The sequence below is a fragment of the Serratia marcescens subsp. marcescens ATCC 13880 genome, assembly GCF_017299535.1.
GTDB classification, from domain to species: domain Bacteria; phylum Pseudomonadota; class Gammaproteobacteria; order Enterobacterales; family Enterobacteriaceae; genus Serratia; species Serratia marcescens.
The window spans coordinates 601166-623560 of the sequence record NZ_CP071238.1 but is presented as its reverse complement, the minus strand read 5'-3'; the positions used below and the strand labels follow the sequence as shown (position 1 = coordinate 623560).

The window sequence follows — 22395 nt, the reverse complement described above, 5'->3', positions numbered from 1 at the left end:
TCTCTCAAAAATGGCGGATCAGTTGCTCCAGCCGCCGTCGATGATCTGCACCGTGCCGGTGGTGTACGAACTGGCGTCGGAGGCCAGATACAGCGCCAATTGGGCGATTTCCTCGGTGGTGCCGATGCGCCCGATCGGCTGACGGGCGACAAACGCCTGATACACCTCTTGCTCGCTGCGCCCCTGTTCGCGCGCCTGCTCGGCGATGCGCTGGCGCAGCGACGGCGATTCGACCGTGCCGGGGCAAATGGCGTTGCAGCGGATGCCCTGGGTGACGTAATCCGCCGCCACCGAGCGCGTCAGGCCGATCACCGCCGCCTTGCTGGCGCTGTAGGCGAAGCGGTTCGGCACCCCTTTCACGCTCGAGGCCACCGAAGACATGTTGATGATCGAGCCTTTGCCGCGCGCCAACATGCCCGGCAGGAAGGCGCGGATCATGCGGAACATCGCGGTCACGTTGAGATCGAGCGCGAACGCCCACTGATCTTCGCTGCAATCGAGGATCGATCCGCTGTGCACTACGCCGGCGCAGTTGAACAACACGTCGATCGGGCCGATCGCTTCCGCCGCCGCCGCGATGGCGGCCGGATCGGTGACGTTCAGCGTCAGCGCGCGGATCCCGGCGCAGCCCTGCAGGCGCTCGAGGTTGATATCGCTGGCGATCACTTCGGCGCCGGCGGCGGCGAACAGCCTGGCGGTGGTGAATCCGATCCCTTGCCCGGCGGCGGTGATCAGTACGCGTTTCCCGGTTAAATCCATCTTGACTCCTCGGCCTAAAGGTCTAATGGTCAGGCCACTAAGGGCGATTAAAGGTCAGGCCTCTAACATGACAAAAGACGCTTTACGCGTTATCGTTGGGGGAAGAAGTTAATAAAACAGCCTTGAAACCACATTTCAATTAACCATTTTTTTACACTTGAATAACGATTACTCAAGCGCCTTGTCGCATAATTGTGCGCCAAATCACTGAACGCCGAATCGTCAAAGGTCAAAAATGCCGATTACCCGACTGGAAAACCCAAGGATTTACAGACAGATAGCCGACCAGCTCAAACGTCTTATCGAGAATAACGAATTTCCGCCTGGCAGCCGCCTGCCCTCGGAGCGCGATCTCGCCCAGCAGTTGCAGGTCAGCCGCGCGTCGGTGCGCGAGGCGCTGATCGCGTTGGAAGTGATCGGCCTGGTGGACGTCAAAGTGGGCAACGGGGTGATCGTGCGTTCGCAAACGCCGCCGGCGGCGTCGCAGGAATCGGTGATGGTCCAGGCCGGCCGCAACCAGTGGGCGGAGATCGACGACGAACTGAATATCGAGCTGGATTTCAACGCCGAGCTGCCGCCGTTTTCACTGCTGCAAACCCGCCTGCTGATCGAACCGGAGACCGCCGCGCTGGCCGCGCGCCACGCCACCGACGAGGAGCTGGCGGGCATCCGCGCCGCCTATGAGCAGAACTGCCGCGATAACCGCGCCGGCTCCGCCACCCACCCCGGCGATCGACTGTTCCACATCCGCATCGCCCAGGCCAGCGGCAACCCGGCTTACGCGTTCATCATCGGCCATCTGCTCGGCCACCGCTACGGCAGCATGTTCCGCGTGCTGCAGCGCCACTATACGCCGGACGACATGCCGCACCGCTCCGAGCTGGAACACCGGGCGATCCTGGCGGCGATCGAAGCGCGCGATGTGCGCGGCGCCCGCAAAGCGATGAAGGCGCACCTGGATGAAGTGATCGCCATTTTCGCCCGCGCGCAGTAAGCCGCCGGCGGTGAAAAAATTTTATCGCCACCGCTCTTTTTTCTACATGCAGCGGAGGGGCGGGCACATTACACTGGGCGATGGATTACGCCCTTTCCCGCTGCATTGTTAAATGGATAACGACCGTTGAAGAACTCTGTCTCCGCTTTATTGCTGGCGCTGGGCCTGTGCGCCGCGCCGCTGGCCGTGCAGGCCGCGCCCCCGCAGCTGGCTTCGCAAATCGTCGACCAGTATGCCGAACATATTTTCTACAACAGCGGCGCCACCGGCATGGCGCTGGTGGTGATCGACGGCAATCAGGTGGTTAACCGCAGCTTCGGCGACACCAAGCCCGGCAATAACCTGCGCCCGCGCCCGGATTCGCTGATCCGCATAGCCTCGATCACCAAGCTGATGACCAGCGAAGTGATGGTGAAAATGGCGGCGGCAGGTCAGGTCAAGCTGACCGATCCGCTGCGCAAGTACGCTCCCAAGGGCGCCTATGTGCCGTCTTACAACGCCGGCCAGCCGATCACGTTATTGAACCTGGCGACCCACACCAGCGCGCTGCCGCGCGAGCAGCCGGGCAAGAAGCCGCCGAAAACGCCAGTGTTCACCTGGCCGACCAAGGCCCAGCGCTGGCAGTGGCTGGCGCACGCCAACGTCACGGTGCCGCCGGGTGTGCGCGCCGCTTATTCCAACCTGGCGTACGATCTGCTGGCCGACGCGCTGTCGCGCGCCGCGGGCAAGCCTTACAGCGCGCTGCTGAAAGAGAAAATCACCGCGCCGCTCGGCATGGTGGACACCACGTTGACGCCGAGCCCCGAACAGTGCTCGCGCCTGATGGTGGCGGCGGCCGGCCCGAGCGCCTGCCGCGACACCACCGCCGCGGCCGGCAGCGGCGGGGTCTACTCCACCCCGCGTGACATGCAGCGCTGGATGCAGCAGTTCCTCTCTTCCAGCGCCAGCGGCCCGCGCAAAGCCACCGCCGCCAGCGAGCAAACCATGTACTTCCAGCGCCACGATCTGGTGTCGCTGAAGGGCATGGACGTGCCGGGGCAAGCGGATGCATTGGGATTGGGCTGGGTGTATATGGCGCCGAAGGACGGGCTGCCGGGCATCATTCAGAAGACCGGCGGCGGCGGCGGATTCATTACCTACATGGCGATGATCCCGGCGAAAAACGTCGGGGTGTTCGTGGTGGTGACCCGCTCGGAGCTGAGCAAGTTCACCAACATGAGCGATCCGGTCAACCGCCTGGTGAGCGATCTGGCGGCCAACAAGAGCTGATATGCGGGGCGCAGCCTGCTGCGCCCCAACGCCTCAGGCCGGCACCGCCATCTGATGGATCACCGGATGGAAGTTGCGCTTGAAGTAGATCAGGCCGTTGCCGGCTTCGCTCAGCGCGATCTGCTTGATCTGCACCAGATACATCTGGTGGGTGCCGATGCTCTGGATCTGCTCGATCTCCCCTTCCAGGCTGGCCAGGGTATTGCGCAGCACCGGCTGCCCCAGCGCGCCGAGCTGCCACTCTTCCAGCCGGAAACGATCTTCCATGCTGACGCCGGTCATGCCGGCGAAGTGGCGCGCCATCAGCTCCTGCTCATGGTTGAGCACGTTGACGCACAGCCTGCGGTTTTCCTGAAACACCGGGTTCATCGCGCTGTTGCGGTTGATGCACACCAGCAGCGTCGGCGGCGTATCGGTCACCGAGCACACCGCCGTGGCGGTGATGCCGCAGCGCCCCGCCGGGCCGTCGGTGGTGACGATATTCACCGCCGCCGACAGGCTGGCCATCGCGTCGCGAAAGCGCAGCCGCTGTTCATTTTCCTGAGACATACAACCTCCTCCTGAATTACTTCAGCAGATTATCCAACTGATTAATATCGTCATTGTTCCGCAGGTGCGGCACCTTCCAGCCGTGCTGATCGTAATCGGCCAGGCACTTGTCGACCATCTGCATCATGCGATCCATGTTGCCGGATCCCTGCGCATGGCGCAGGCACTGCAGGCGGATCTCATCCTGGCTGCCGGCGTAGTTGATCTCATACAGCTCGTGGCGCCCGCCGAATTCGCTGCCGATCGCGTCCCACATCAGCTTGAGGATCTTGATGCGCTCGACGTGATCCATGCCGTCCGATCCGCGCACGTAGCGCGCCAGGTACTTGTCAATCTCCGGGTTGTTCATGTCGCGCACGCTGGACGGCAGGTAGATCAGGCCGCTGGTGACGTTCTTCTCGATGATGTGTTTCACCTTGGTGTAGGCCATCGGCGCCATCACGCGGTAGGTTTGCAGCGCGGCGGAATCCGGCAGGTAAGCGCCGTTTTCCCATTGAGTGGCTTCGGCGCACATCGCGTCGCTCAGCGACCAGAACAGGTTGCGCCAGGCCACCACTTCGCCCAGATCGGCCTGCACGCCGCGGAACTCCAGCACGCCGGTGCACGAGAGGCTCTTTTGCAGCAGCGCGGTGATGAAATCCATCTTCACCGCCAGGCGCACGCAGGCCTGCAGCGGGAACAGCCGGGCGAAACCGCCCTGGGTGCTCCAGCGGCGACAGCGGTCGAAATCGCGGTAGATCAGCACGTTTTCCCACGGGATCAGCACATGATCCATGATCAGGATCGCGTCGTTCTCGTCGAAGCGGCTGGTCAGCGGGTAGTCGAACGGCGAACCGGTCGCGCCGGCCACCAGCTCGTAGGAGGCGCGTGAAATCAGCTTCACCCCTTCGGCGTCCATCGGCGCCACGAACATCAGCGCAAAGTCCGGGTTATCGCCCATCACCTGCGCTGAACCGAAGCCGATGAAGTTGTAGTGGGTCAACGCCGAGTTGGTGGCCACCACTTTGGCGCCGCTGACGATGATGCCGGCGTCGGTCTCTTTCTCCACCTGAATGTAGACGTCCTTCACCTCGTTGACCGGCTTATGGCGATCGATCGGCGGGTTGACGATGGCGTGGTTGAAATAGAGCCCGGTTTCCTGAATGCGTTTGTACCAGTGGCGCGCGTTATCGGCGAATTGACCGTAGAACTCCGGATAAGCGCCCAGCGCGCAGCCGAAGGCCGCTTTATAATCCGGCGTGCGCCCCATCCAGCCGTAGCTTTGACGCGACCAGTCGGCGATGGCGTCACGCTGCTGACGCATCTCTTCCGGGCTGCGGGCGTAGCGGAAGAATTTGTGGGTATAGCCGCCGTTGCCGGTGTCGGTATTCCAGCACAGGCGATCCTGGCTGGCCGGATCGTGCAGCGCGTCGTACAGCTGGCCGACAGACGCCGCCGCGTTGCGGAACGCCGGGTGGGTGGTGACGTCTTTTACGCGCTCGCCGTAAATGTAGATTTCGCGGCTGTCCTGCAAACTTTTCAGGTATTCGGCGCCGGTGAACGGGCGTTTGCTGTCGGCACGAAAGTCTTCTGGTTTCATCGGGTCTTCCTCGTCATCGGCATTTTTCAGGCCGTGGAGTCGGCCATTTGTTAAAATAATGTTTTCTTTTGGTTGCTTAATTGAAGCTGCCAAAGCCGGTTTCGAGAAGAGACTTTTGCGGCAATCGCCGGTACTTTTCAGGTCAGTTTGCCGCTTTCGCGGCAAACTGTGATCGCGGTTACGAAAGGGCGTGTTGCGCCGCGCGGTAGGTCGAGGGGGAACAGCCTTCCAGCCGATTGAAAAAACGGGCGAAATAGGCCGGATCCTTGAAGCCGAGGCTGTAGGCGGTTTCATGCACCGTGCAGGCGCTGAACAGCAGCATGCGCTTGGCCTCGCGCAGCAGCCGATCGAAGATCAGCCGCTTGGGCGGCCGGTTGGCGAAGCGCCGACACAGATCGTTGAGCCGCGATTCAGTCACCCCCAACGCCTGCGCATACTCCGGCACCGGCAGGTGCTCGCGAAAACGCTCGTCCACCATCTTGTTGAAGCGCTGGAACAGCTGCAGTTCGCCGCGCACGCCGCTGTTGGCGCTGTCTTCCAGCGCGGTGTTGCGCAGCAGCAGCGTGAACACCGCCTGCGCCAACAGCGCCAACGTCTGTTCGCGCCCGGCCAGGTTCTGCGCGAACTCGCGGCGGATCAGCGCCCAGTAGTGGCTGAGCGCCGTCAGTTCCTGCGGCGCATCGGCCAGCGACAGGCAGATGCCCGGCATGTCCAGCGCCAGGTTGCTGCCGGGGTACAGGCGCTCCAGCAGCGGCCAAATCAGCTCCTGGCGCACCGTCAGCACGTGGCCGTCGCTGTCCGGTTCGGTGAAGAACGCATGCGGCACCGACGGCGGCGTGAGGATGAACAGCGGCGCCTGCACCGAATAGTGCTGATCGTCGAGCTGCAGCTCTATCTTGCCGGTCTCCAGGAAATGCACCTGGAAGAAGCAGTCGTGCCAGTGCACCTGCATGTCGCGGCCGAAGAATGCCGCCAGCCCGGCGAAGGTTTCGTAGTGCACCTCGTCGGCGGCGTAGCGCGCGTCATACTCTTTGCAAATATCGATGTTGGCGATAAAGCCGGTACTTTTCCGCACCTCATGACCTCCTGCAATCCTGACTATCTGCGTATCAAGGCGTCGCTCTCGGGCGCGAATCCTTCATCGGGATGCGCCACACCAGCACGGCGCCAACGATCAACAGCGCCGAGACGAAATACAGCCCGGAGTTGAAGCTGCCGGTCAGATCCTTGAACCAGCCGATCAGCAGCGGGCTGAGCGCCGATCCGATGTTGCCGGTGGCGTTGATCACGGCGATCCCCACCGCTCGCGCTTCCAGGCTGATCGACTGATCCGGCGTGGTCCAGAAGATCGCCATGGCGGTAAAGGAACCGACCGACGCCATCACGATCCCCAGCAGCTGGATCAGGCTGTGATCGGTGGCGGACGCCAATAGCCAGCCGGCGGCGGCGAACAGGTACGGCAGCGCGGTGTGATGCTTGCGCTCCTGCAGCCTGTCGGATCGTTTGCTCCACCACACCATGCCGGCGATAGTGCAGATCTGCGGGATCGCCGCCAGGATGCCGATCGTCACGTTGCTGCTGCCCTGGTTAAAGCTCTGCAGGATCTGCGGCGTCCAGATGTTGATCGCGCTCAGGGTGTTGGTCAGGCAGAAATAGGCCAGCGTGTACATCAGCACAATCGGCGTGCAGATCTCACGCCACAGGCTGCGCTGCTGCAGCGCGCGGTGGCTGCTCGGCCCGTTGGGCTGCACCAGCTGCAGCTTGTCGGCCTCCATCATCGCCTTCAGGCTGGTTTTTTCCTCGTCGGTCAGCCACTTGGCTTTGGCCGGCGTGTCGTCGAGATAGAACCACACCACCACGCCCAGCAGCACCGACGGAATGCCTTCCAGCAGGAACAGCCACTGCCAGCCCTTCAGGTTCATCACCCCATCCAGCGCCAGAATATAGCCGGAGACCAGCGAACCGATCGCCATGGTCACCGGCATGGCGATCATGAACAAGGCGTTGGCGCGAGCGCGATAAAACGCCGGGAACCAGTAGGTGAGGTACACCAAAATGCCCGGCAGGAAGCCGGCCTCGGTGATGCCGACGATCATGCGCAGCACGTACAGGCTGGTCGGCCCGGTGGCGAACATGGTGCAGGTGGAAGCGATGCCCCACAGCACCATGATGGTGGCGATCCAGCGCCGCGCGCCGACCCGGCTCAGCATCATGTTGCTGGGAATGCCGAAGATCACGTAGGTGACATAGAACAACGTCGCCGCCAGCCCGAACATGGTCGAGCTGAGGCCGAGATCTTTGCCCATCGTCAGCCCGGCGAAGCCGATGTTGATACGATCGAGGAAAGAGAAAACAAACAACACGAACAGGAAAATGATCAGGCGCCGAAACAACTTTTTAATCACCGATTGCTCGGCGGCGGTTAACGCTTTATGTTGCTGCGCCGGGTTGGCCGGCGGCAGCGAATCGACGTGGTTCATGGTTCAGTAGACTCCCGATGAAGGCGCTTGCGCCCCGCCCTGTTTGAACTCGTTCGCCAGGGCTTCCGCCGCCCGCGCCAGCAGAGTGGTATCCACCCCTACCGCGACGAACAGCGCGCCGGCTTCCAGATAGCGCTGCGCCAGCGCCTTGTTGGCCATCAAAATGCCCGGCGCCTTGCCGGCGGCGCGGATGCGGGCAATCGCGTCGTCGATGGTGCGCTGCACCTCCGGGTGCTGCGGATTGCCGGCAAAGCCCATGTCGGCGCTGAGATCAGCCGGGCCGATAAACACGCCGTCCACCCCTTCCACCTGCAAAATGGCGTCGAGGTTTTTCACCGCTTCGCGGGTTTCAATCTGCACCAGCACGCACATCTGCTCATCGGCCTGCTGCAGGTAATCGGGCACCCGGTTCCAGCGCGAGGCGCGCGCCAGAGCGCTGCCGACGCCGCGCACGCCGTGCGGCGGATAGCGCGTGGCGCGCACCGCGTCGTGCGCCTGTTCGGCGTTTTGAATCATCGGGATCAATAAGGTTTGCGCGCCGACGTCCAGCAGCTGCTTGATGATCACCGCGTCGTTCCACGGCGGCCGCACCACCGGCTGGCTCGGGTAAGGCGCGACCGCCTGCAGCTGCCCCAGCACCGTTTGCACGTTGTTGGGCGCATGTTCGCCGTCGATCAGCAGCCAGTCGAAACCGGCGCCGGCCAGCAGCTCGGCGCTGTAGCTGCTGCACAGGCCGAGCCACAGCCCGATCTGCGGGCGTTTTTCCTGCAGCGCTCGCTTGAAGTGGTTGGTTAACATCGCATTCTCCCTGACAAGCGGGTGCGCCGCGTGGCCCCCGCCCGGTTATTGCGGCCCGGTTCGCCGAGCCGGCTTATTAGACGAAGCGGCAGCTGATGCAGCCCATCGGGCCGTAGTCGACGTGGAAAGTATCGCCGCGCCGCGCCGGCACCGGCCGGGTGAAGGAACCGCCGAGGATCACCTGCCCCGCTTCCAGCTCAACCTCATACGGCGCCAGCTTGTTGGCCAGCCAGGCCACGCCGTTGGCCGGGTGGTTGAGCACCGCGGCCGCCACGCCGGACTCTTCAATCACGCCGTTGCGGTACAGCAGCGCGGAGATCCAACGCAGATCCAGCGCATCCGGCTTGATCGGCCGCCCCCCCATCACCACCCCGGCGTTGGCGGCGTTGTCGGAGATGGTGTCGAACACCTTGCGCGGCCGCTGCGTCTCGGGATCGACGTTGTGGCTGCGCGCATCGATGATCTCCAGCGCCGGAATGACGTAGTCGGTGGCGTTGTAGACGTCGAACAGCGTGCAGTTCGGCCCGCGCAGCGGCTTGGCCAGCACGAACGCCAGTTCCACCTCCACCCGCGGCACGATAAAGCGATCGATCGGAATGTCGCTGCCGTCGTTGAAGAACATGTCGTCCAGCAACGCGCCGTAATCCGGCTCGGTGATCTGCGAACTCACCTGCATGGCCCGTGAGGTCAGGCCGATCTTGTGGCCTTTGAGCGTGCGCCCCTCGGCGATCTTCAGCTCCACCCACTGCCGCTGAATGGCATAGGCGTCTTCAATGGTGATCTCGGGATGATCGAGCGACAGGGCGCGGATCTGCTCACGACTCTTTTCCGCCTGATGCAGGCGCTGCACGGCGCGGTTAACCTGCTCTTTATCCAGCATTTACGACCCCTTATTCACGCCTTGTTGAACAGCGCGTGGACATTGTTCTGTTTGTAATTCAGCACCGGATCCAGCTCTTCCATGGTGAAAGAGAGCGCCAGGTAACGCTGCGCCATCAGCGCGGCGAAGTGTTCCTTGATCAGCGTAAACAGCATCTCGCCCACCTGCTGCCGGCTTTCCAGACTGCGGCCGTGGCCGATCTTCAGCGTCATGTGCACGAAGGCGTAATCCTGTTTGCCGTCGGCCATCTGCCAGGTGTCGAGCCAGATGGCGCGGCTGCGCACGCCGGCCAGCGGGAAGATGCCGGTCGCCGCCAGCGCCTCGTTGACCTTGGCGAACAGGGTGGGCAAATCCGCCTCACGGCGGATGTTGTCGGTGCATTCAGCGTAAAAATGGGGCATAGCGTTCTCCAGACGGCGCATAGGCGCGGGCGCGGCCCGCGCAGCGGCATTTACAGCGTATTGCCAAGTTTGAAACCTTTTTCCGTATCGCCCTCGCGGGTATAGGAAAAACCGTCTGCGCCGATGGTGACGGCCATTTCGCTGGGCGCACTGCGCTCGATGACCGGCTGCGGCTGCCCATCGAGATCCAGCACCAACGAGCCTTCGGTGTACCAGCTCGGCACCACCGGATTGCCCCACCAGTCGCGGCGCTGGTTGTCATGCACGTCCCAAGTCACGGTCGGGTTGTCCGGATCGCCGGTATAGTAATCCTGCGTGTAGATTTCCACGCGGTGGCCATCGGGATCGCGCAGGTAGAGATAAAACGCGTTGGAGACGCCGTGACGGCCGGGGCCGCGTTCGATCACATCGGATTTTCGCAGCGCGCCGAGCTTGTCGCAGATGGCCAAAATGTTGTGCTTTTCATGGGTGGCGAAGGCGATGTGGTGCATGCGCGGCCCGGCGCCGCCGGTCATCGCGGTATCGTGCACCGTCGCCTTGCGGCGCATCCAGGCGGCGTAAACCACGCCGTCTTCATCGCGGATGTCTTCCGTCACGCGGAAGCCCAGCCCCTGGATGTATTCCACGGCGCGCGGCACGTCAGGGGTGATTTGGTTAAAGTGGTCGAGGCGCACCAGCGCGCCCGGCGTATACAGATCGTAGCGCCAGGCCAGACGCTCGACGTGCTGCACGTCGTAGAAAAACTCATACGGGAAACCGAGCGGGTCCTCTACCCGCACCGCATCGCCGATGCCTTTGGCGAACCCGTTCACCCGCCGCTCGGTGCGGCAACCAAGCGCCTTGAAATACGCTTCGGCGCGATCGACGTCTTCCGGCGTGCGCACGCGGAAAGCAAACGCCGCCACGGCGGCGACCGGGCCTTCGCGCAGCACCAGGTTATGGTGAATGAACTCCTCCATCGAACGCAGGTAGAGGGTTTTATCCTCTTCGGCGGTCACGACCAGGCCGAGGATATCGACGTAAAATTCGCGTGCGGCTTGAAGGTTCGTGACCTGAATTTCCATGTAGGCACAGCGCACGACGTCGGGAGCAGGGACAGCATCAGTGGTCAGTTTTGTCGTCATTGTTCTCATCTCTTTCGTTATTATTGTGGCCTGAGGCTCAAACGCCCCATTTCGGGATCGGGTGGTCGCCCATGGAAATGCACACGTTCTTCATTTCGGCGAACACTTCGAAGCTGTATTCGCCGCCTTCGCGGCCGGTGCCGGAGGCTTTCACGCCGCCGAACGGCTGGCGCAGATCGCGCACGTTTTGGGTGTTGACGAAAACCATGCCGGCTTCAATGCCGCGGGCCAGGCGCAGAACCTTGCTCACATCCTGCGTCCAGATGTACGACGCCAGGCCGTACTCCACGTCGTTGGCCATGCGCAGGCCGTCTTCTTCCGACTTGAACGGCAACAGGCAGGCCACCGGCCCGAAGATCTCCTCCTGCGCCACGCGCATCCGGTTGTCGACATCCGCCAGCACCGTCGGGCGCAGGAAGTTGCCGTGGCTCAAACCGGCCGGTTTATCCGGGCCGCCGGCCAGCAGGGTCGCCCCTTCTTCCACCCCGAGGCGGATATAGCCGGAGACTTTTTCCCAGTGCTGCGGGCTGATCAGCGCCCCCACCTGGGTGTTGGGATCTTGCGGATCGCCCACGCGCAGACGGTTGGCGCGCTCGGCGAAGCGTTTGACGAATTCCGGGTAGATGCTCTCCTGAATGAAGATGCGCGAGCCGGCGGTGCAGCGTTCGCCGTTGATCGAGAAGATGGTGAACAGCGCGGCGTCGAGCGCTCGCTCGATGTCGGCGTCTTCAAAGATCAGCACCGGCGACTTGCCGCCCAGCTCCATGGAGAATTTCTTCAGCCCGGCACTTTCGATGATGCGGCGGCCGGTGGCGGTGCCGCCGGTGAAGGAGACCGCGCGCACGTCTTTATGGCGCACCAGCGCGTCGCCGGCGGTGGCGCCGTAGCCCTGCACCACGTTCAGCACCCCGGCCGGAATGCCGGCCTCCAGCGCCAGCTCGCCCAGGCGATCGGCGCTCAGCGGCGACAGTTCGGACATCTTCAGCACCGCCGTGTTGCCCAGCGCCAGGCAAGGCGCGGTTTTCCAGGTGGCGGTCATGAACGGCACGTTCCACGGCGACACCAGCGCGCACACCCCCACCGGCTGCACCAGCGTGTAGTTGAGCATCTTGTCGTCCACCGGGTAGGTCTTGCCGTTCATCTGCTGGCACACCTCGGCGAAGAACTCGAAGTTGTGCGAAGCGCGCGGGATCAGCACGTTTTTGGTCTGATGGATCGGCAGGCCGGTGTCGGCGGTTTCCATTTCGGCGATCTGCGGCACGTTCTGGTCGATCAGTTCACCCAGACGGCGCATCAGGCGCGCGCGCTCTTTCATCGGCGTGTTGGCCCATTTGGGGAAAGCCTCTTTCGCGGCCGCCACCGCCTGGTCGATCTCCAGCTGACCGCCGGAGGCCACTTCTGCCAGCACCTCGCCGTTCGCCGGGTTGGTGGTGGTGAAATACTCTTTGCTGGCGACGTTCTTGCCGTTGATCCAGTGGTTGATGGTTTTCATCGCAGGCTCTCCTCGTAATCTTTTTCACTGATAATGTGGTTAACCAGACGGCCGATGCCCTCGATCTCCACCACCACTTCATCGCCCGGCTGCACGTCGGCCAGCCCTTTCGGCGTGCCGGTGGCGATCATGTCGCCCGGCTGCAGCGTCATGAATTCGCTCAGGTAGGCGATCAGGAACGGAATGTCGAAAATCATGTCGGCGGTGCTGCCGCGCTGGCGCAGCTCGCCGTTGACGTAGGTGCTGAGCGCCAGCCGGTGCGGATCGGCGACGTCGTCGCGATCGACAATGTACGGCCCGATCGGCGTCAGGGTATCGCGGCTCTTCACCCGCAGATTCGGCCGGTAGTAGTTCTCCAGGTAGTCGCGGATGGCGTAGTCGTTGCACAGGGTGTAACCCGCCACATACTCCATGGCGCGCTCGCGGCTGACGTTGCGCGCGGTCTTGCCGATCACCGCCACCAGCTCGGCTTCGTAATGCATGTACTCCACGCCGGCCGGGCGTACCGACACCTGACGGTGGCCGGTCAGGGTGTTCGGCGCCTTAAGGAACACCAGCGGCTCTTCCGGCGCCTTGAATTCCAGCTCGCTGGCGTGGTCGGCATAGTTCAGCCCCAGGGCGAACACCGTGCCCTGCGCCGGCGGCAGCCATTCCACTTCGCGCTCCTGCAGCACCTCGCCGTTCGGCAGCGTGACGCGCAGCTGGTCGTCCACCTGAACGTTGACGATCTGGCCATGATGGCGAATACGGGCATGTTTCATGATGCAGCTCCTGCCTGGGTGACGCGGTTGGTGAGAGTGGGCAGGCCGGCGGCGCGCACCGTCACCTCATCCCCCGGTTTGATCTCCACCCGCTGGTGCGGGGTGCCGATCAGCACCGCATCGCCCGGCTGCAGGGTGATGAAATCGCTGATGGCGGCGATCAGTTCCGGCACCGAGCGCACCAGATCGGCGGTGGACCAGCGATCCTGCTCCACGCCGTTGATCTCGGTGACGATCTCCAGCCGATCGGCATTCTCCAGCTGGCCGATCTCTCCCAGCGGGCAGAACCCGTCGCGGCATTTGGCCTTGATCGCCGGGCGGTAGAAGCTGCTTTCCGGCAGGCTGACGTCGTTGGCCAACGCATACCCGGCCAGATAACGGCCCACCTGCGCCGCCGGCACCTTGCGCGCGGTATCGCCGATGATCACCGCCAGCGTGCCGCCGCTCTGCACGGTTTCACCGGCCGGAAACGGGATCGCCCCGCCGTTGGCGAGGTGGGTGTTGCGCGGTTTGATAAACCACACCGGGGTTTTGGGCGGGGTTTGATACGGCGGCTGGTGAAACGCCTGATCCCAGGCGTCCAGTTGGCTGCGGTGGTTCAGCGCAACGGAAAATACGGTGCCTTTCATGCGAACTCCTCCAATGGCAAAACATGACAACCGGCATTCATTAACATATTAATGATTACTTTTATACGCTGTGCAGCTTTTACGCAACGCGCTTGGAATGATTTGTGATCGTGATAACAAAATATTCACAAACAACGAACATTGGCGTGATTATTCAACGCATTAATCATTTTTCTCGCCATTTTTCGCTGCGCCGCGCATTTTTGCTTTATCCCTACGGGTAACTTTGGCTACTATTAAGTTATTAACAAAATCGGGCTTTGCGGGGCAGGCGCCCCCATGACGAGCGCCGTAACAGCGAACACCTTGATAGCTAAGGCCAAACTTATGCATGAATCGTTAACCATCGCCCTGCTGCAGGCGCGTGAAACCGCCATGGGGTTCTTCCGCCCGATCCTGAAAAGCCACAACCTGACCGAACAGCAGTGGCGCATCATCCGCGTGCTGGCCAACAGCCGTTCGATCGAATTCCACGAACTGGCGGCGGAAACCTGCATCCTGCGTCCCAGCCTGACCGGCATTCTGTCGCGCATGGAGCGTGATAAGCTGATCTTCCGCCTCAAGCCGGTTAACGATCAGCGCAAGCTGTACGTGTCGCTGACCCAACAGGGCCAGGATCTGTATGAAGTGGCGCGCCACCAGGTGGAACAGGGCTACGCCGAGATTGAAGCCGCTTTCTCGCGGCAGAAAATGGACCAACTGATGACGTTGCTGGACGAGCTGATCACCCTGGGCGACAGCCTGCCCGCCAACGTCACCGCGCATCCCGCCAAGCAGTGATTTAACCAACCGGAATTCTCAAATTAATTGGCGTTGCAGCCAACAACGCTGCAGCGTCAAGTAAGCAGAGAATTCGTTTCCGGCAACAGCGCGCCGCCGTCCACCACCAGCGTCTGGCCAGTGATATAGGCCGCCGCCGGCGAGGCGAGAAACACCATCGCCGCGGCGATGTCTTCCGGTTCCCCCAGCCGCCCGAGCGGCACCGCAGCGGCGATCGCCTGATTCACCTGCGCATCGCCCAGGTTGGCCATCGCCGGCGTGCGGATCATCCCCGGCTCCACGCCGTTGACGCGAATATTCTCCGCCGCCAGCTCCAGCGCCGCCGCGCGAATAAACCCGTTCACCCCGGCCTTGGAGGCGGCGTAGTGCGCCAGCCCCGGATACGCCACCCGCGGGCCGGTCACCGACGAGGTCACCAGCAGGCTGCCGCCGCCGGCGCGGCGCATCCACGGCAGCGCCGTTTGCGCCAGAAAGAACGGCGCCATCAGATTGACGCTCAGCGTGCGTTGCAACAGGGCCGCGTCGATGGCAGCGAACGGCGTCAGCGGAAAATAGGCGGCGTTGTGGATCACCACATCCAGCCGTTGATGCCGCTCGCCCACCGCCGCCACCAACTCGGCTATCTGCCCCGGCTCGGCCAGATCGCAGGCCAGCGCCTGCACGTTCAACCCTTCGTCCCGCAGCGTTTGCGCCGCCGCCTGCGCCTGCGGCAACTGCACGTCCGCGATCGTCACCTCGGCGCCCAGCCGGGCAAAGGCGCTGACGATCGCCAGCCCAATGCCCTGCGCGCCGCCGGTCACCAGCACCACCTGCCCTGCAAAGGCATCGGCCGCATAGGTTGCGCTCATCGGCCTATCCTCGCGGGTGGCGCGTGGTGTTCAGCACCTGCGCATGGGCACCCACCGCAAAGTTGCTCAACGCGCTGAAATCGCTGCCCTGATAACCGAGGATCTTGCCGTCGGTGCGCATGCCCTGCAGATCGATCATCACCACCCCCAGCGTCGGAATGATCTTCTCGCGCCAGACGAACAGATAAAGCTGCTCCGCCACCTTCACGTAGTGGCAGCGATCGACATCCGCCAGCCCTTTCTCCACCCCGTCCAGACACTGCCAGGCGTAGAAGTTGTCGTTCAGGTAGATGTGCTCGTACCGTTCGGTCGGGCTGTAGGTGTACATATTGCGCATGCCGATCAGCTCATCGGTAAAGCCCGGCGGCGCCACGTCGGCGTCATCCAGCGTGCCGAAGCGGAATTCGGCCTCGACCGCGGTCAGCGGCAGCCCCTGTTCCACCCGGCTGAAGGCGTCGAGCCGCGTCTGCGCTTCGTCCGGCAGTTGGCCGTACACCGCGCTGAAGTTGCCCTGATTGCGGTCGCACACCAGCGTAATGCTGGCGTTGGCGCGGGCGGGATCGAGAAAATCGATGAACAACACGCCGGGGCGAATGCTGGTGGCGCGATAGGCGATACCGCGCCGCTCACCCCACTCCAGCGTCTGCTCATCGGTAAACCGACAGCGCTGCGTCGCGCCGTCGCTAAAGCGCAGCGTCAACGTGGCGCCCGCCAGGCCGTGCTGCCGTTCCAGCGTGTTGCTGTGCGGCGCAAAACCTTCCGCCAGCGCGCCAACCTGAATGAATACCGCTTCTGAACTCATGGAAATGCTCCTTACAGGGAAGTGAAAGCCAGGGTCGGCACATCGACGATAGTGGAGCCGCCGTCGGCCACCAGCGCCGCGCCGGTAATGATGGAAGCTTCGCTGGAACAGAGGAAACGGCAGACGCGGGCGATCTCCTCGGCGCTGGCCGGCCGGCGCAGCGGTACGTCGCGACAGACCATTTGGTAGGCCTGCTCCAGCGAAATCTGATGGGCGTCCATCAGCAGTTGCATCTCTTCGTCCGCCATCGGCGTGGTCACCCAGCCCGGGCACACCGCGTTGGCGCGCACGCCCAGCGGGCCATAGTCGCGGGCGATGGAACGCATCAGCCCGATCAGCGCGTGCTTGGCGGTAACGTAGCCGCAAACCTCCGGCCCGGCGGCCAGCGAGGCGATCGAGGCCACGAACAGCAGGTTGCCGCCGCTCTTGATCAGCTCCGGCAGGCAGGCGCGCGCACTGGCGAAAGCGCTGTTGAGGTTGCTGTCCATCGCCCCTTGCCACTGCGCGTCGGTCATCTCGGTAATGCGCTTGAAGCCCATGCCGCCGGCGCTGCAGATCAGGCAGTCGATGCGCCCGGCGTCGCGCAGAATGGCCGGCAGCAGCGTGTGGGCCCAGCTCTCGCCGCTGGCGGCGTCGCCCACCAGCGCCTGCGCGCCGATCTCTTGCGCCAGCGCCGTCAGCGGTTCCGGACGGCGGCCGATGATGAACACCCGATCGCCCTGCGCCGCCAGCAGACGGGCGCAGGCGGCGCCGACGCCGGTGCCGCCGCCGGTAATCACAACCACTCTATTCATGATTCAGCTTCTCCATCAGTTGGCCGATCATCAGCAGACTGCTCAACAGCAGCCGCCGCTGTTCGGCATCCAGCCGCAGATAGCGGCGGCCGGCCGGCACGCGGCTGACCACCTCCGAGGCGGCGAAATGCTCGATATCCGCCTGCCAGCGCCCGTCGTTCACCGTCAGCCGCACGCGGCGAAAATCCAGCTGCGCCAGCGTCTCGCCGATCTGCGGGTAGCGCTGCAGGCCGGCCAGCAACCGCTGCGCGGCCGTATGGCGCTGACGCAGCAGATAGCGTACCCCGCGTCGCCGCAGCCAACCGCCGGCCACCACGTCCAGCGTCAGCGGAGGCTGCGCTGCGCATGCGCCCTGCAGCCGAAAACGGTGGCTGACGATATGCGCCATAAACAGCCCCTGCACCTGTTCGCTGACCTCGATCTGCGGCCCCTGCGGCAGCGTCAGCCGCAGCAGGCCCGGCGCCAGGCGTTCGCACGCGTAGGGTTCCAGGTTGCGCGCCAGACGATCCAACGCGGCGCCCGGCCGATAGCCCGACGGCGCTCGCCGCCAGGCGCGATTAAGTGAGGGAAGTAAGCCGATCAAACTGCGCCTCCTCGTTTTCGCCCTTGGCGAAGGCGTTCTCCAGCACCTGCTCGACCGGCACCGGCTTGAACGGGTTCACTTTCTGCACGCACAGCGTCCAGAACAGCGCATAGGCGGCGGTCAGGCCGATCATCCAGCCGAAGGGAATGTAGACGTCGCGCGGATTCATCCCCGGCGGCGTGATGTAAACGATGGCCAGCACGATGCCGACGCTGGAGACGATCTGCGGCAGCGGGAACCACGGCGATTTATAGGCGCGCGGCAGATCGGGGCGGCGCAGGCGCAGCAGCACCACCGAGCAGGTCACCAGCAGGTAGGCCACGCCCCAGGCGCACACCGCCGCCAGCACCAACGGAATGATCTTGTCGAGGTTGCCCTGAATGGCGAAGGCGTGTACGCAGGGGATCAGGACCGCCACCAGAATGCCGACCACCGGCGTCTTAAAGCGCGGGTGCAGATAGGCGAACATGCGCGGCAACGCGCCGTCCAGCGCCATGCCGTACAGAATGCGCGGCACCGCCGCCATCAGCGTGTTGATGGTCGCCGCGCCCGCCAGCAGCAGGCCGACGCCCAGCCAGTATTTGCCGAACTGGCCCATCACCTGGCCGGCGAAGGCCGGGATGGCCATCGGCGTTTCCAGCAGGCGCGTGCCGCTGGCGGCGTCGATCACCACGTTTTCCACCTGGTGGCTGAGCGCCGCGCCGTACAGCGCCATGCACACCGCCACGCCGCACAGCCCGAGCGCCATCGCCCGCGGGATCACCCGATCGCAGCGTTTGATCTCCGGCGCCATCGGCGTCACCAGTTCGCAGCCGACGAACATGAACATCGCCATGCCAATCAGGCTGAACACTGAGAAGGGATCGTTCAGGTTCAACGTGCTGCCGAACCAGCCCTCGAGCGGCACCGCATGCGGCGACAGCAGCCCGACGATGCCGAAAATCACCAGCGTGCTCCACATGGCGAAGGTCAGCACGATCTCCGCCTTGCCGAAGGCCTCGATGCCGAACGCGTTGAGCATGCCGAACACGACAACCAGCCCGACGCCGACCATCCAGGAGGCGTTGTGGCTTTCCATCAGGGTGTTGAGGTGTTCGAAGTTCACCAGCGCCATAATGCCGGAGAGAATGGTCTCGGCGGTGCCGGCGAAGATATGCACGATCAGGTAGGCCGACAGCGCGCCGGTGATGGCGAAAAAGCGCCCCATGCCGCAGGAAATGTAGTCGTAAACGGAACCGGAGGTCGGCAGCAGCGCCGCCGCTTCGGAGAAGGTGGTGAGCTGCGCCTGCATCATGACGAAAGCGATCAGCATCGCCAGCGCGAAGGTGTCGCCGCCGATGCCAAAGCCGCTGGTGACCGTCAGGATCACCGGGCTAGCCATGATCACCCCGACCGAACTGGCCAGGGTGGTGGGAAAGCCGACCTTGCCTCGAGCCAGGTGGGCGTGCAACCGCGACGACAGGTTCATGGTTATTTCCTCTTATAGTTTTGGCCTGATGCATGCAGGTGCTTGCAGGTTTTTCACCGCCAGCGGCGGTCATCTCACTATAGAGAGGAAAGGAAAATGCTGACTATCGTCCTTAAGGACGAGACGGTTTCAACCTGCGGTGGCGCTCACGGCGGCGCGCCACTGCATTGCCCCCTGCGGGCTGCGCGGGTAGGCGCGCAGCGGCGCCAGCAACGCGGAAAAGAAGGCGTAATAGCCGGCGCACAGCCGGTTGTAGCGATCTTCGCCCACATGCGCCGGGCAACCGCCCTGGCAGACGCTTTTCACGCTGCAGCGTTGGCACTCGCGGCGCAGGCTTTTGTTTTTACCGAACGGCATCTCTGCCGCCCTTGCCGCCAGGGTGGCGAGGGGCGTGTGGCGATCGGCATGGCCGAGCAGATGCTGCGCATTGATCAGATGATCGCAGGCGTAAAGCCGCCCGTCCGGCTCCATCACCAGATTGCCTCCGCAGCGTTCGGCGTGCACGCAGCTGGGGCTGACATGGGTGAAATACTGCGCGTAGACCTGTTCGATGTTCATTACAAAGACCTGGCCAACGTGCCCGCGGCTGCGCCAGCGGCGGTATACCGCCAGCATGAAGCGCCCCCAGTTGGCGGCGCTCAGTCCGTAACCGGCGGTGGGCGCATCCCCTTCCAGCATCAGCGGCTGGAACTGCAAATAACGCGCCCCGATCGCCACCGCATGATCGTAGATCGCCTCGGCGCGATCCGCGACGCCGTCGTGCACCACCATCAGCAGGTTGAAGTCGATCTGATGACGCTGCAACAACGCAATGCCGCGCAGCGCGGCGTCATAGCTGGCGCCGCCGCGCTTGTCCGGCCGGTGGGCGTCCTGCACCTCGCGATCGCCGTCCAGGCTGACGCCGAGGATAAAGTGATGCTGCCGGAACAGCCGGCACCAGGCGTCGTTCAGCAGTGTGCCATTGGTCTGCAGGCTGTTGCTGATCCGCACGCCCGGCGGCGCATAGCGGCGCTGCAACGCCAGCGCCCGCTTGTAAAAACCGATCCCCGCCAGCAGCGGCTCACCGCCCTGCCAGACGAAGTTGATCTCGCGGCTGTAACGCGGCTGGGCGGCGATGTAGCCGCGGATAAACTCCGCCAGCAGGTCGTCGTCCATCTTGCGCGTCCGCTCTTGCTGGCGCTGCGGGTAGTAACAGTAGCGGCAACCCAGGTTGCAGCCGGCGCCGATCGGCTTCACCAGCAAATGAAAAGGCGCCGCCGCGCGCGGTTCGCTCTCTACCGGGATCTGCTGCGCGCGCAGCTGGGCCAGGTTCATGGCGCCGCCTGCGGCAACGGTTTGTGGGTCTGCGGATCCAGGCCGATGTAGTCGCCGGTGCTGGCGTCTACGCCGAGATAGTCGATCGCTGCGCCTTTGGCTTCAATGACCATGCCCTGCTGCGCAAAGCGGCGATACGCCTCGCTTAGGCGTTTGACTTGATCCGGGTTAGCGGCGGCCAGATCGCGCGTTTCCAGCGGATCGTCATGCAGGTTGAACAGCCCCCACGGCGCCATCTGCGCCGTCGGCCCGGCCTTCACCAACCGCCGCAGCTTCCAGATGCCGTCTACATAGGCGGCCTGGTTATGCAGCTCCACGCCGTAGGCCGCGCGCGGCACGCCGTTGGCCTCGCCGCTGAAATAGCGCTTGAAGCTGACACCGACCATCGGCAGCGTCGGTTTCGCCTTCAGCGGTTTGTTGGCGTCGATGCCGGCATAGTCGTACAGCGTCGGCGCGATGTCATACACCGCCATCGGCGTGCGGTCGATGCCGCCGCGCCCTTTCAGCTGTGGCGCGGAGATGATGAAATCGGTATTGATGCCGCCCTGCGCGCTGGTGGTTTTGTGGTAGTTGGCATACGGCGCATTGCTGACGTTGGCCCAGTGCGGCCCGTAGGAGATGAACGATCCCTTGCGGCCGAGGTTGGCGTAGCTGTTGTCGAACTGCCGCCAATACTCCGGCTTCGAGCCGTAGTAGAAGCCGCTGGCCGGGTTGGCGCCGTTGTCGGTGGCGAACACGATCACCGTATTTTTATCGCGACCGGTCTGCTTCAGGGTGTTCAGCACCGCGCCGACCTGATCGTCCATATAGGCAATCATCGCCGCGTACACCTGCATGGTCTTGGCTTCATATTTTTGCTGCTCGGGCGTCAGCGCGTTCCAGGCCTTATCCAGCGCCAGCGTCGGCATCGGCGTGCGATCGGAAATCAACCCCAGCGCTTTCAGGCGTTGAATGCGCTGCTGATAGGCCTGCTGGTAGCCGGCGTCGTATTTGCCGTCGAATTTGGCGATCCAGTCATCCGGCGCCTGCAGCGGATCGTGCGGCGCGGTGAACGCCAGATAAGCGAAGACGGGCTTATTCTGCGGCGTCTCGCGGATCCACTGTTCCAGCTGATCGGCATAGGCCTTGCTGGAGTAGAAATCTTTGGGCAACGACACGCGTTTGCCGTTCAGGGTGTAGAAGGTGTGGAACGCCTCCACGGTGCCCAGCGGTTTCGCATCGTCGAAATGGCTGGTGCCGCCGCCCATGAAAGCGAAGGCGCGCTCGAAGCCGCGATCGGTCGGTTTGGCGCCGTCGACATAGCCCAGGTGCCATTTGCCCGCCATCATGGTGGCGTAACCCGCGTCGCGAAAGCGCTCCGGCAATGTGGTCACGCGGTCGGTCAGCCGCATTTCATAGCCCGGCTGCGCGGCAGTGCTCTCATACCACCACATGCCGCCCATGCCGGCCTGCTGGTTGGTGTTGCCGGTCATCAACATCGACCGCGCCGGCGCCGACATCGGCGAGGTGTAGTACTGGCTCATGCGCACGCCCCGCTCGGCCAGCGCCTGCAGGTTGGGGGTCGGTATCTCGCCGCCGAACGGGCTGATGTCGGAGTAGCCCATGTCGTCCACCAGAATGATCAGCACATTGGGGCGATCGGCGTCCGCCCCCTGAGCCAGGCCCGATAAGGCGCCGCTCAACGCCACCGCCAGCGTTTTTTTCTGCATCGTTCGTTCCCCGTATGGTCATGTGGACTGAACAACCCGACGCCTCAGCCCGAGAAAGGTCATCATTTTTTCGTCTTATACGTTTGGCGCCGCCTGGCGCTATCTTCAATTCGCAGTGTAGGAAGCGGTGGAAAAGCCTGGCTATCGTTCTTAAGAACGAGGGACGGCGACGGTCGCGCCGGTTGTAGCACGCGCAGAGCGGCGAGGGCTTCGCCCAGGCAAGCATTGAAAAGCGCTGTAAATTCAGCGGGAAAAGCGGTGAATTATTTCATTAACCTATTAATGAAAATCGCGATGAATACAGCCTGAAAAGCCCTGACTAACGCAGTGTCATCTTGTTATTTATGTGTTTTATTGCAATCGGCCTCACGTTGTTAATATG

The 22395-nt window shown here is 63.3% G+C and carries 22 protein-coding genes; 3 read left to right on the top strand and 19 right to left on the bottom strand.

The genetic code is table 11. The annotated features are described in order from the left end of the window. Window positions 1-18: 18 nt before the first annotated feature. A complete protein-coding gene (locus J0F90_RS02895; protein ID WP_016929185.1) occupies window positions 19-759 on the bottom strand; it encodes an SDR family oxidoreductase in 741 nt (246 codons plus the stop codon). Between the two features lie 235 nt (window positions 760-994). On the opposite strand from J0F90_RS02895, the gene J0F90_RS02890 reads away from it, so the two are divergent. Then, entirely contained in the window at window positions 995-1753 is a 759-nt protein-coding gene (locus tag J0F90_RS02890) for a FadR/GntR family transcriptional regulator (RefSeq protein WP_033638795.1), read from the top strand. Window positions 1754-1879: 126 nt separating this feature from the next. Continuing rightward, window positions 1880-3022, top strand: coding sequence for a D-alanyl-D-alanine-carboxypeptidase/endopeptidase AmpH (gene ampH / locus J0F90_RS02885; protein WP_015376541.1), 1143 nt, complete (start codon window positions 1880-1882; stop codon window positions 3020-3022). A 33-nt stretch (window positions 3023-3055) separates the two neighbouring features. Here the strand turns inward: ampH and hpaC are convergent, their stop codons facing one another. The 11 genes from hpaC to J0F90_RS02830 all read right to left on the bottom strand — a co-directional run bounded on the left by hpaC (window position 3056) and on the right by J0F90_RS02830 (window position 13715). Further along, complete coding sequence (gene hpaC / locus J0F90_RS02880; protein ID WP_016929186.1) at window positions 3056-3571, bottom strand: 4-hydroxyphenylacetate 3-monooxygenase, reductase component; 516 nt, start codon at window positions 3569-3571, stop codon at window positions 3056-3058. Window positions 3572-3587: 16 nt separating this feature from the next. Continuing rightward, complete coding sequence (gene hpaB / locus J0F90_RS02875) at window positions 3588-5150, bottom strand: 4-hydroxyphenylacetate 3-monooxygenase, oxygenase component (protein ID WP_004933158.1); 1563 nt, start codon at window positions 5148-5150, stop codon at window positions 3588-3590. Between the two features lie 178 nt (window positions 5151-5328). Continuing rightward, window positions 5329-6225 (bottom strand): 4-hydroxyphenylacetate catabolism regulatory protein HpaA, encoded by an 897-nt coding sequence (gene hpaA / locus J0F90_RS02870; RefSeq protein ID WP_004933161.1) that lies wholly within the window; start codon window positions 6223-6225, stop codon window positions 5329-5331. 34 nt (window positions 6226-6259) lie between these two features. Further along, window positions 6260-7630 carry a 4-hydroxyphenylacetate permease gene (gene hpaX, locus J0F90_RS02865; protein ID WP_016929187.1) on the bottom strand — a complete coding sequence of 457 codons (1371 nt, stop codon included), beginning with the start codon at window positions 7628-7630 and terminating at the stop codon, window positions 6260-6262. 3 nt (window positions 7631-7633) lie between these two features. Beyond that, window positions 7634-8428: a 4-hydroxy-2-oxoheptanedioate aldolase gene (hpaI, locus tag J0F90_RS02860; RefSeq protein ID WP_033638796.1), complete on the bottom strand. Its 795-nt coding sequence runs from the start codon at window positions 8426-8428 to the stop codon at window positions 7634-7636. Between the two features lie 76 nt (window positions 8429-8504). Then, window positions 8505-9308 (bottom strand): 2-oxo-hept-4-ene-1,7-dioate hydratase, encoded by an 804-nt coding sequence (hpaH, locus tag J0F90_RS02855; RefSeq protein ID WP_004933170.1) that lies wholly within the window; start codon window positions 9306-9308, stop codon window positions 8505-8507. A 14-nt stretch (window positions 9309-9322) separates the two neighbouring features. After that, window positions 9323-9709, bottom strand: a complete 387-nt coding sequence (locus J0F90_RS02850) for a 5-carboxymethyl-2-hydroxymuconate Delta-isomerase (protein ID WP_033638797.1) — start codon at window positions 9707-9709, stop codon at window positions 9323-9325. Between the two features lie 50 nt (window positions 9710-9759). Beyond that, window positions 9760-10833, bottom strand: a complete 1074-nt coding sequence (gene hpaD / locus J0F90_RS02845) for a 3,4-dihydroxyphenylacetate 2,3-dioxygenase (protein ID WP_025305186.1) — start codon at window positions 10831-10833, stop codon at window positions 9760-9762. 37 nt (window positions 10834-10870) lie between these two features. Then, a complete protein-coding gene (hpaE, locus tag J0F90_RS02840) occupies window positions 10871-12325 on the bottom strand; it encodes a 5-carboxymethyl-2-hydroxymuconate semialdehyde dehydrogenase (RefSeq protein WP_033631722.1) in 1455 nt (484 codons plus the stop codon). Continuing rightward, the gene (locus J0F90_RS02835; RefSeq protein WP_016929192.1) at window positions 12322-13086 is read right to left on the bottom strand and encodes a fumarylacetoacetate hydrolase family protein; all 765 of its coding nucleotides are present in this window, start codon (window positions 13084-13086) and stop codon (window positions 12322-12324) included. The genes hpaE and J0F90_RS02835 overlap by 4 nt, the downstream gene beginning before the upstream one ends. Next, window positions 13083-13715, bottom strand: coding sequence for a fumarylacetoacetate hydrolase family protein (locus J0F90_RS02830; protein ID WP_025305184.1), 633 nt, complete (start codon window positions 13713-13715; stop codon window positions 13083-13085). Before J0F90_RS02830 ends, J0F90_RS02835 begins: the two co-directional genes overlap by 4 nt. Window positions 13716-14042: 327 nt before the next feature. Between J0F90_RS02830 and hpaR the strand changes: the two genes are divergently transcribed. Next, window positions 14043-14495: a homoprotocatechuate degradation operon regulator HpaR gene (gene hpaR / locus J0F90_RS02825; RefSeq protein WP_004933183.1), complete on the top strand. Its 453-nt coding sequence runs from the start codon at window positions 14043-14045 to the stop codon at window positions 14493-14495. A gap of 56 nt (window positions 14496-14551) precedes the next feature. On the opposite strand, the gene J0F90_RS02820 is transcribed toward hpaR, so the two are convergent. The 7 genes from J0F90_RS02820 to J0F90_RS02790 all read right to left on the bottom strand — a co-directional run bounded on the left by J0F90_RS02820 (window position 14552) and on the right by J0F90_RS02790 (window position 22013). Beyond that, window positions 14552-15343: an SDR family oxidoreductase gene (locus tag J0F90_RS02820; RefSeq protein WP_033638798.1), complete on the bottom strand. Its 792-nt coding sequence runs from the start codon at window positions 15341-15343 to the stop codon at window positions 14552-14554. A 4-nt stretch (window positions 15344-15347) separates the two neighbouring features. Further along, window positions 15348-16145, bottom strand: coding sequence for a MoaF C-terminal domain-containing protein (locus J0F90_RS02815; RefSeq protein ID WP_016929195.1), 798 nt, complete (start codon window positions 16143-16145; stop codon window positions 15348-15350). 11 nt (window positions 16146-16156) lie between these two features. Next, window positions 16157-16939 (bottom strand): SDR family NAD(P)-dependent oxidoreductase, encoded by a 783-nt coding sequence (locus J0F90_RS02810; RefSeq protein WP_033638799.1) that lies wholly within the window; start codon window positions 16937-16939, stop codon window positions 16157-16159. Beyond that, window positions 16932-17522 (bottom strand): DUF3156 family protein, encoded by a 591-nt coding sequence (locus tag J0F90_RS02805; protein ID WP_033638800.1) that lies wholly within the window; start codon window positions 17520-17522, stop codon window positions 16932-16934. Before J0F90_RS02805 ends, J0F90_RS02810 begins: the two co-directional genes overlap by 8 nt. Further along, on the bottom strand, window positions 17497-18990 hold the full coding sequence (locus J0F90_RS02800; protein ID WP_033638801.1) for an APC family permease: 1494 nt from the start codon (window positions 18988-18990) through the stop codon (window positions 17497-17499). The genes J0F90_RS02805 and J0F90_RS02800 overlap by 26 nt, the downstream gene beginning before the upstream one ends. A gap of 129 nt (window positions 18991-19119) precedes the next feature. Further along, entirely contained in the window at window positions 19120-20304 is a 1185-nt protein-coding gene (locus tag J0F90_RS02795; RefSeq protein WP_033638802.1) for an anaerobic sulfatase maturase, read from the bottom strand. Continuing rightward, entirely contained in the window at window positions 20301-22013 is a 1713-nt protein-coding gene (locus tag J0F90_RS02790; protein ID WP_033638803.1) for an arylsulfatase, read from the bottom strand. Before J0F90_RS02790 ends, J0F90_RS02795 begins: the two co-directional genes overlap by 4 nt. Between the last annotated feature and the right edge of the window lie 382 nt (window positions 22014-22395).

Bases quoted from the DNA above. Each gene is read 5' to 3' on its own strand.
- J0F90_RS02895 (WP_016929185.1), bottom strand. From the start codon at position 759: ATGGATTTAACCGGGAAACGCGTACTGATCACCGCCGCCGGGCAAGGG.
- J0F90_RS02890 (WP_033638795.1), top strand. From the start codon at position 995: ATGCCGATTACCCGACTGGAAAACCCAAGGATTTACAGACAGATAGCC.
- hpaC (WP_016929186.1), bottom strand. From the start codon at position 3,571: ATGTCTCAGGAAAATGAACAGCGGCTGCGCTTTCGCGACGCGATGGCC.
- hpaB (WP_004933158.1), bottom strand. From the start codon at position 5,150: ATGAAACCAGAAGACTTTCGTGCCGACAGCAAACGCCCGTTCACCGGC.
- hpaX (WP_016929187.1), bottom strand. From the start codon at position 7,630: ATGAACCACGTCGATTCGCTGCCGCCGGCCAACCCGGCGCAGCAACAT.
- hpaI (WP_033638796.1), bottom strand. From the start codon at position 8,428: ATGTTAACCAACCACTTCAAGCGAGCGCTGCAGGAAAAACGCCCGCAG.
- hpaH (WP_004933170.1), bottom strand. From the start codon at position 9,308: ATGCTGGATAAAGAGCAGGTTAACCGCGCCGTGCAGCGCCTGCATCAG.
- J0F90_RS02850 (WP_033638797.1), bottom strand. From the start codon at position 9,709: ATGCCCCATTTTTACGCTGAATGCACCGACAACATCCGCCGTGAGGCG.
- hpaD (WP_025305186.1), bottom strand. From the start codon at position 10,833: ATGACGACAAAACTGACCACTGATGCTGTCCCTGCTCCCGACGTCGTG.
- hpaE (WP_033631722.1), bottom strand. From the start codon at position 12,325: ATGAAAACCATCAACCACTGGATCAACGGCAAGAACGTCGCCAGCAAA.
- J0F90_RS02835 (WP_016929192.1), bottom strand. From the start codon at position 13,086: ATGAAACATGCCCGTATTCGCCATCATGGCCAGATCGTCAACGTTCAG.
- J0F90_RS02830 (WP_025305184.1), bottom strand. From the start codon at position 13,715: ATGAAAGGCACCGTATTTTCCGTTGCGCTGAACCACCGCAGCCAACTG.
- hpaR (WP_004933183.1), top strand. From the start codon at position 14,043: ATGCATGAATCGTTAACCATCGCCCTGCTGCAGGCGCGTGAAACCGCC.
- J0F90_RS02820 (WP_033638798.1), bottom strand. From the start codon at position 15,343: ATGAGCGCAACCTATGCGGCCGATGCCTTTGCAGGGCAGGTGGTGCTG.
- J0F90_RS02815 (WP_016929195.1), bottom strand. From the start codon at position 16,145: ATGAGTTCAGAAGCGGTATTCATTCAGGTTGGCGCGCTGGCGGAAGGT.
- J0F90_RS02810 (WP_033638799.1), bottom strand. From the start codon at position 16,939: ATGAATAGAGTGGTTGTGATTACCGGCGGCGGCACCGGCGTCGGCGCC.
- J0F90_RS02800 (WP_033638801.1), bottom strand. From the start codon at position 18,990: ATGAACCTGTCGTCGCGGTTGCACGCCCACCTGGCTCGAGGCAAGGTC.
- J0F90_RS02795 (WP_033638802.1), bottom strand. From the start codon at position 20,304: ATGAACCTGGCCCAGCTGCGCGCGCAGCAGATCCCGGTAGAGAGCGAA.
- J0F90_RS02790 (WP_033638803.1), bottom strand. From the start codon at position 22,013: ATGCAGAAAAAAACGCTGGCGGTGGCGTTGAGCGGCGCCTTATCGGGC.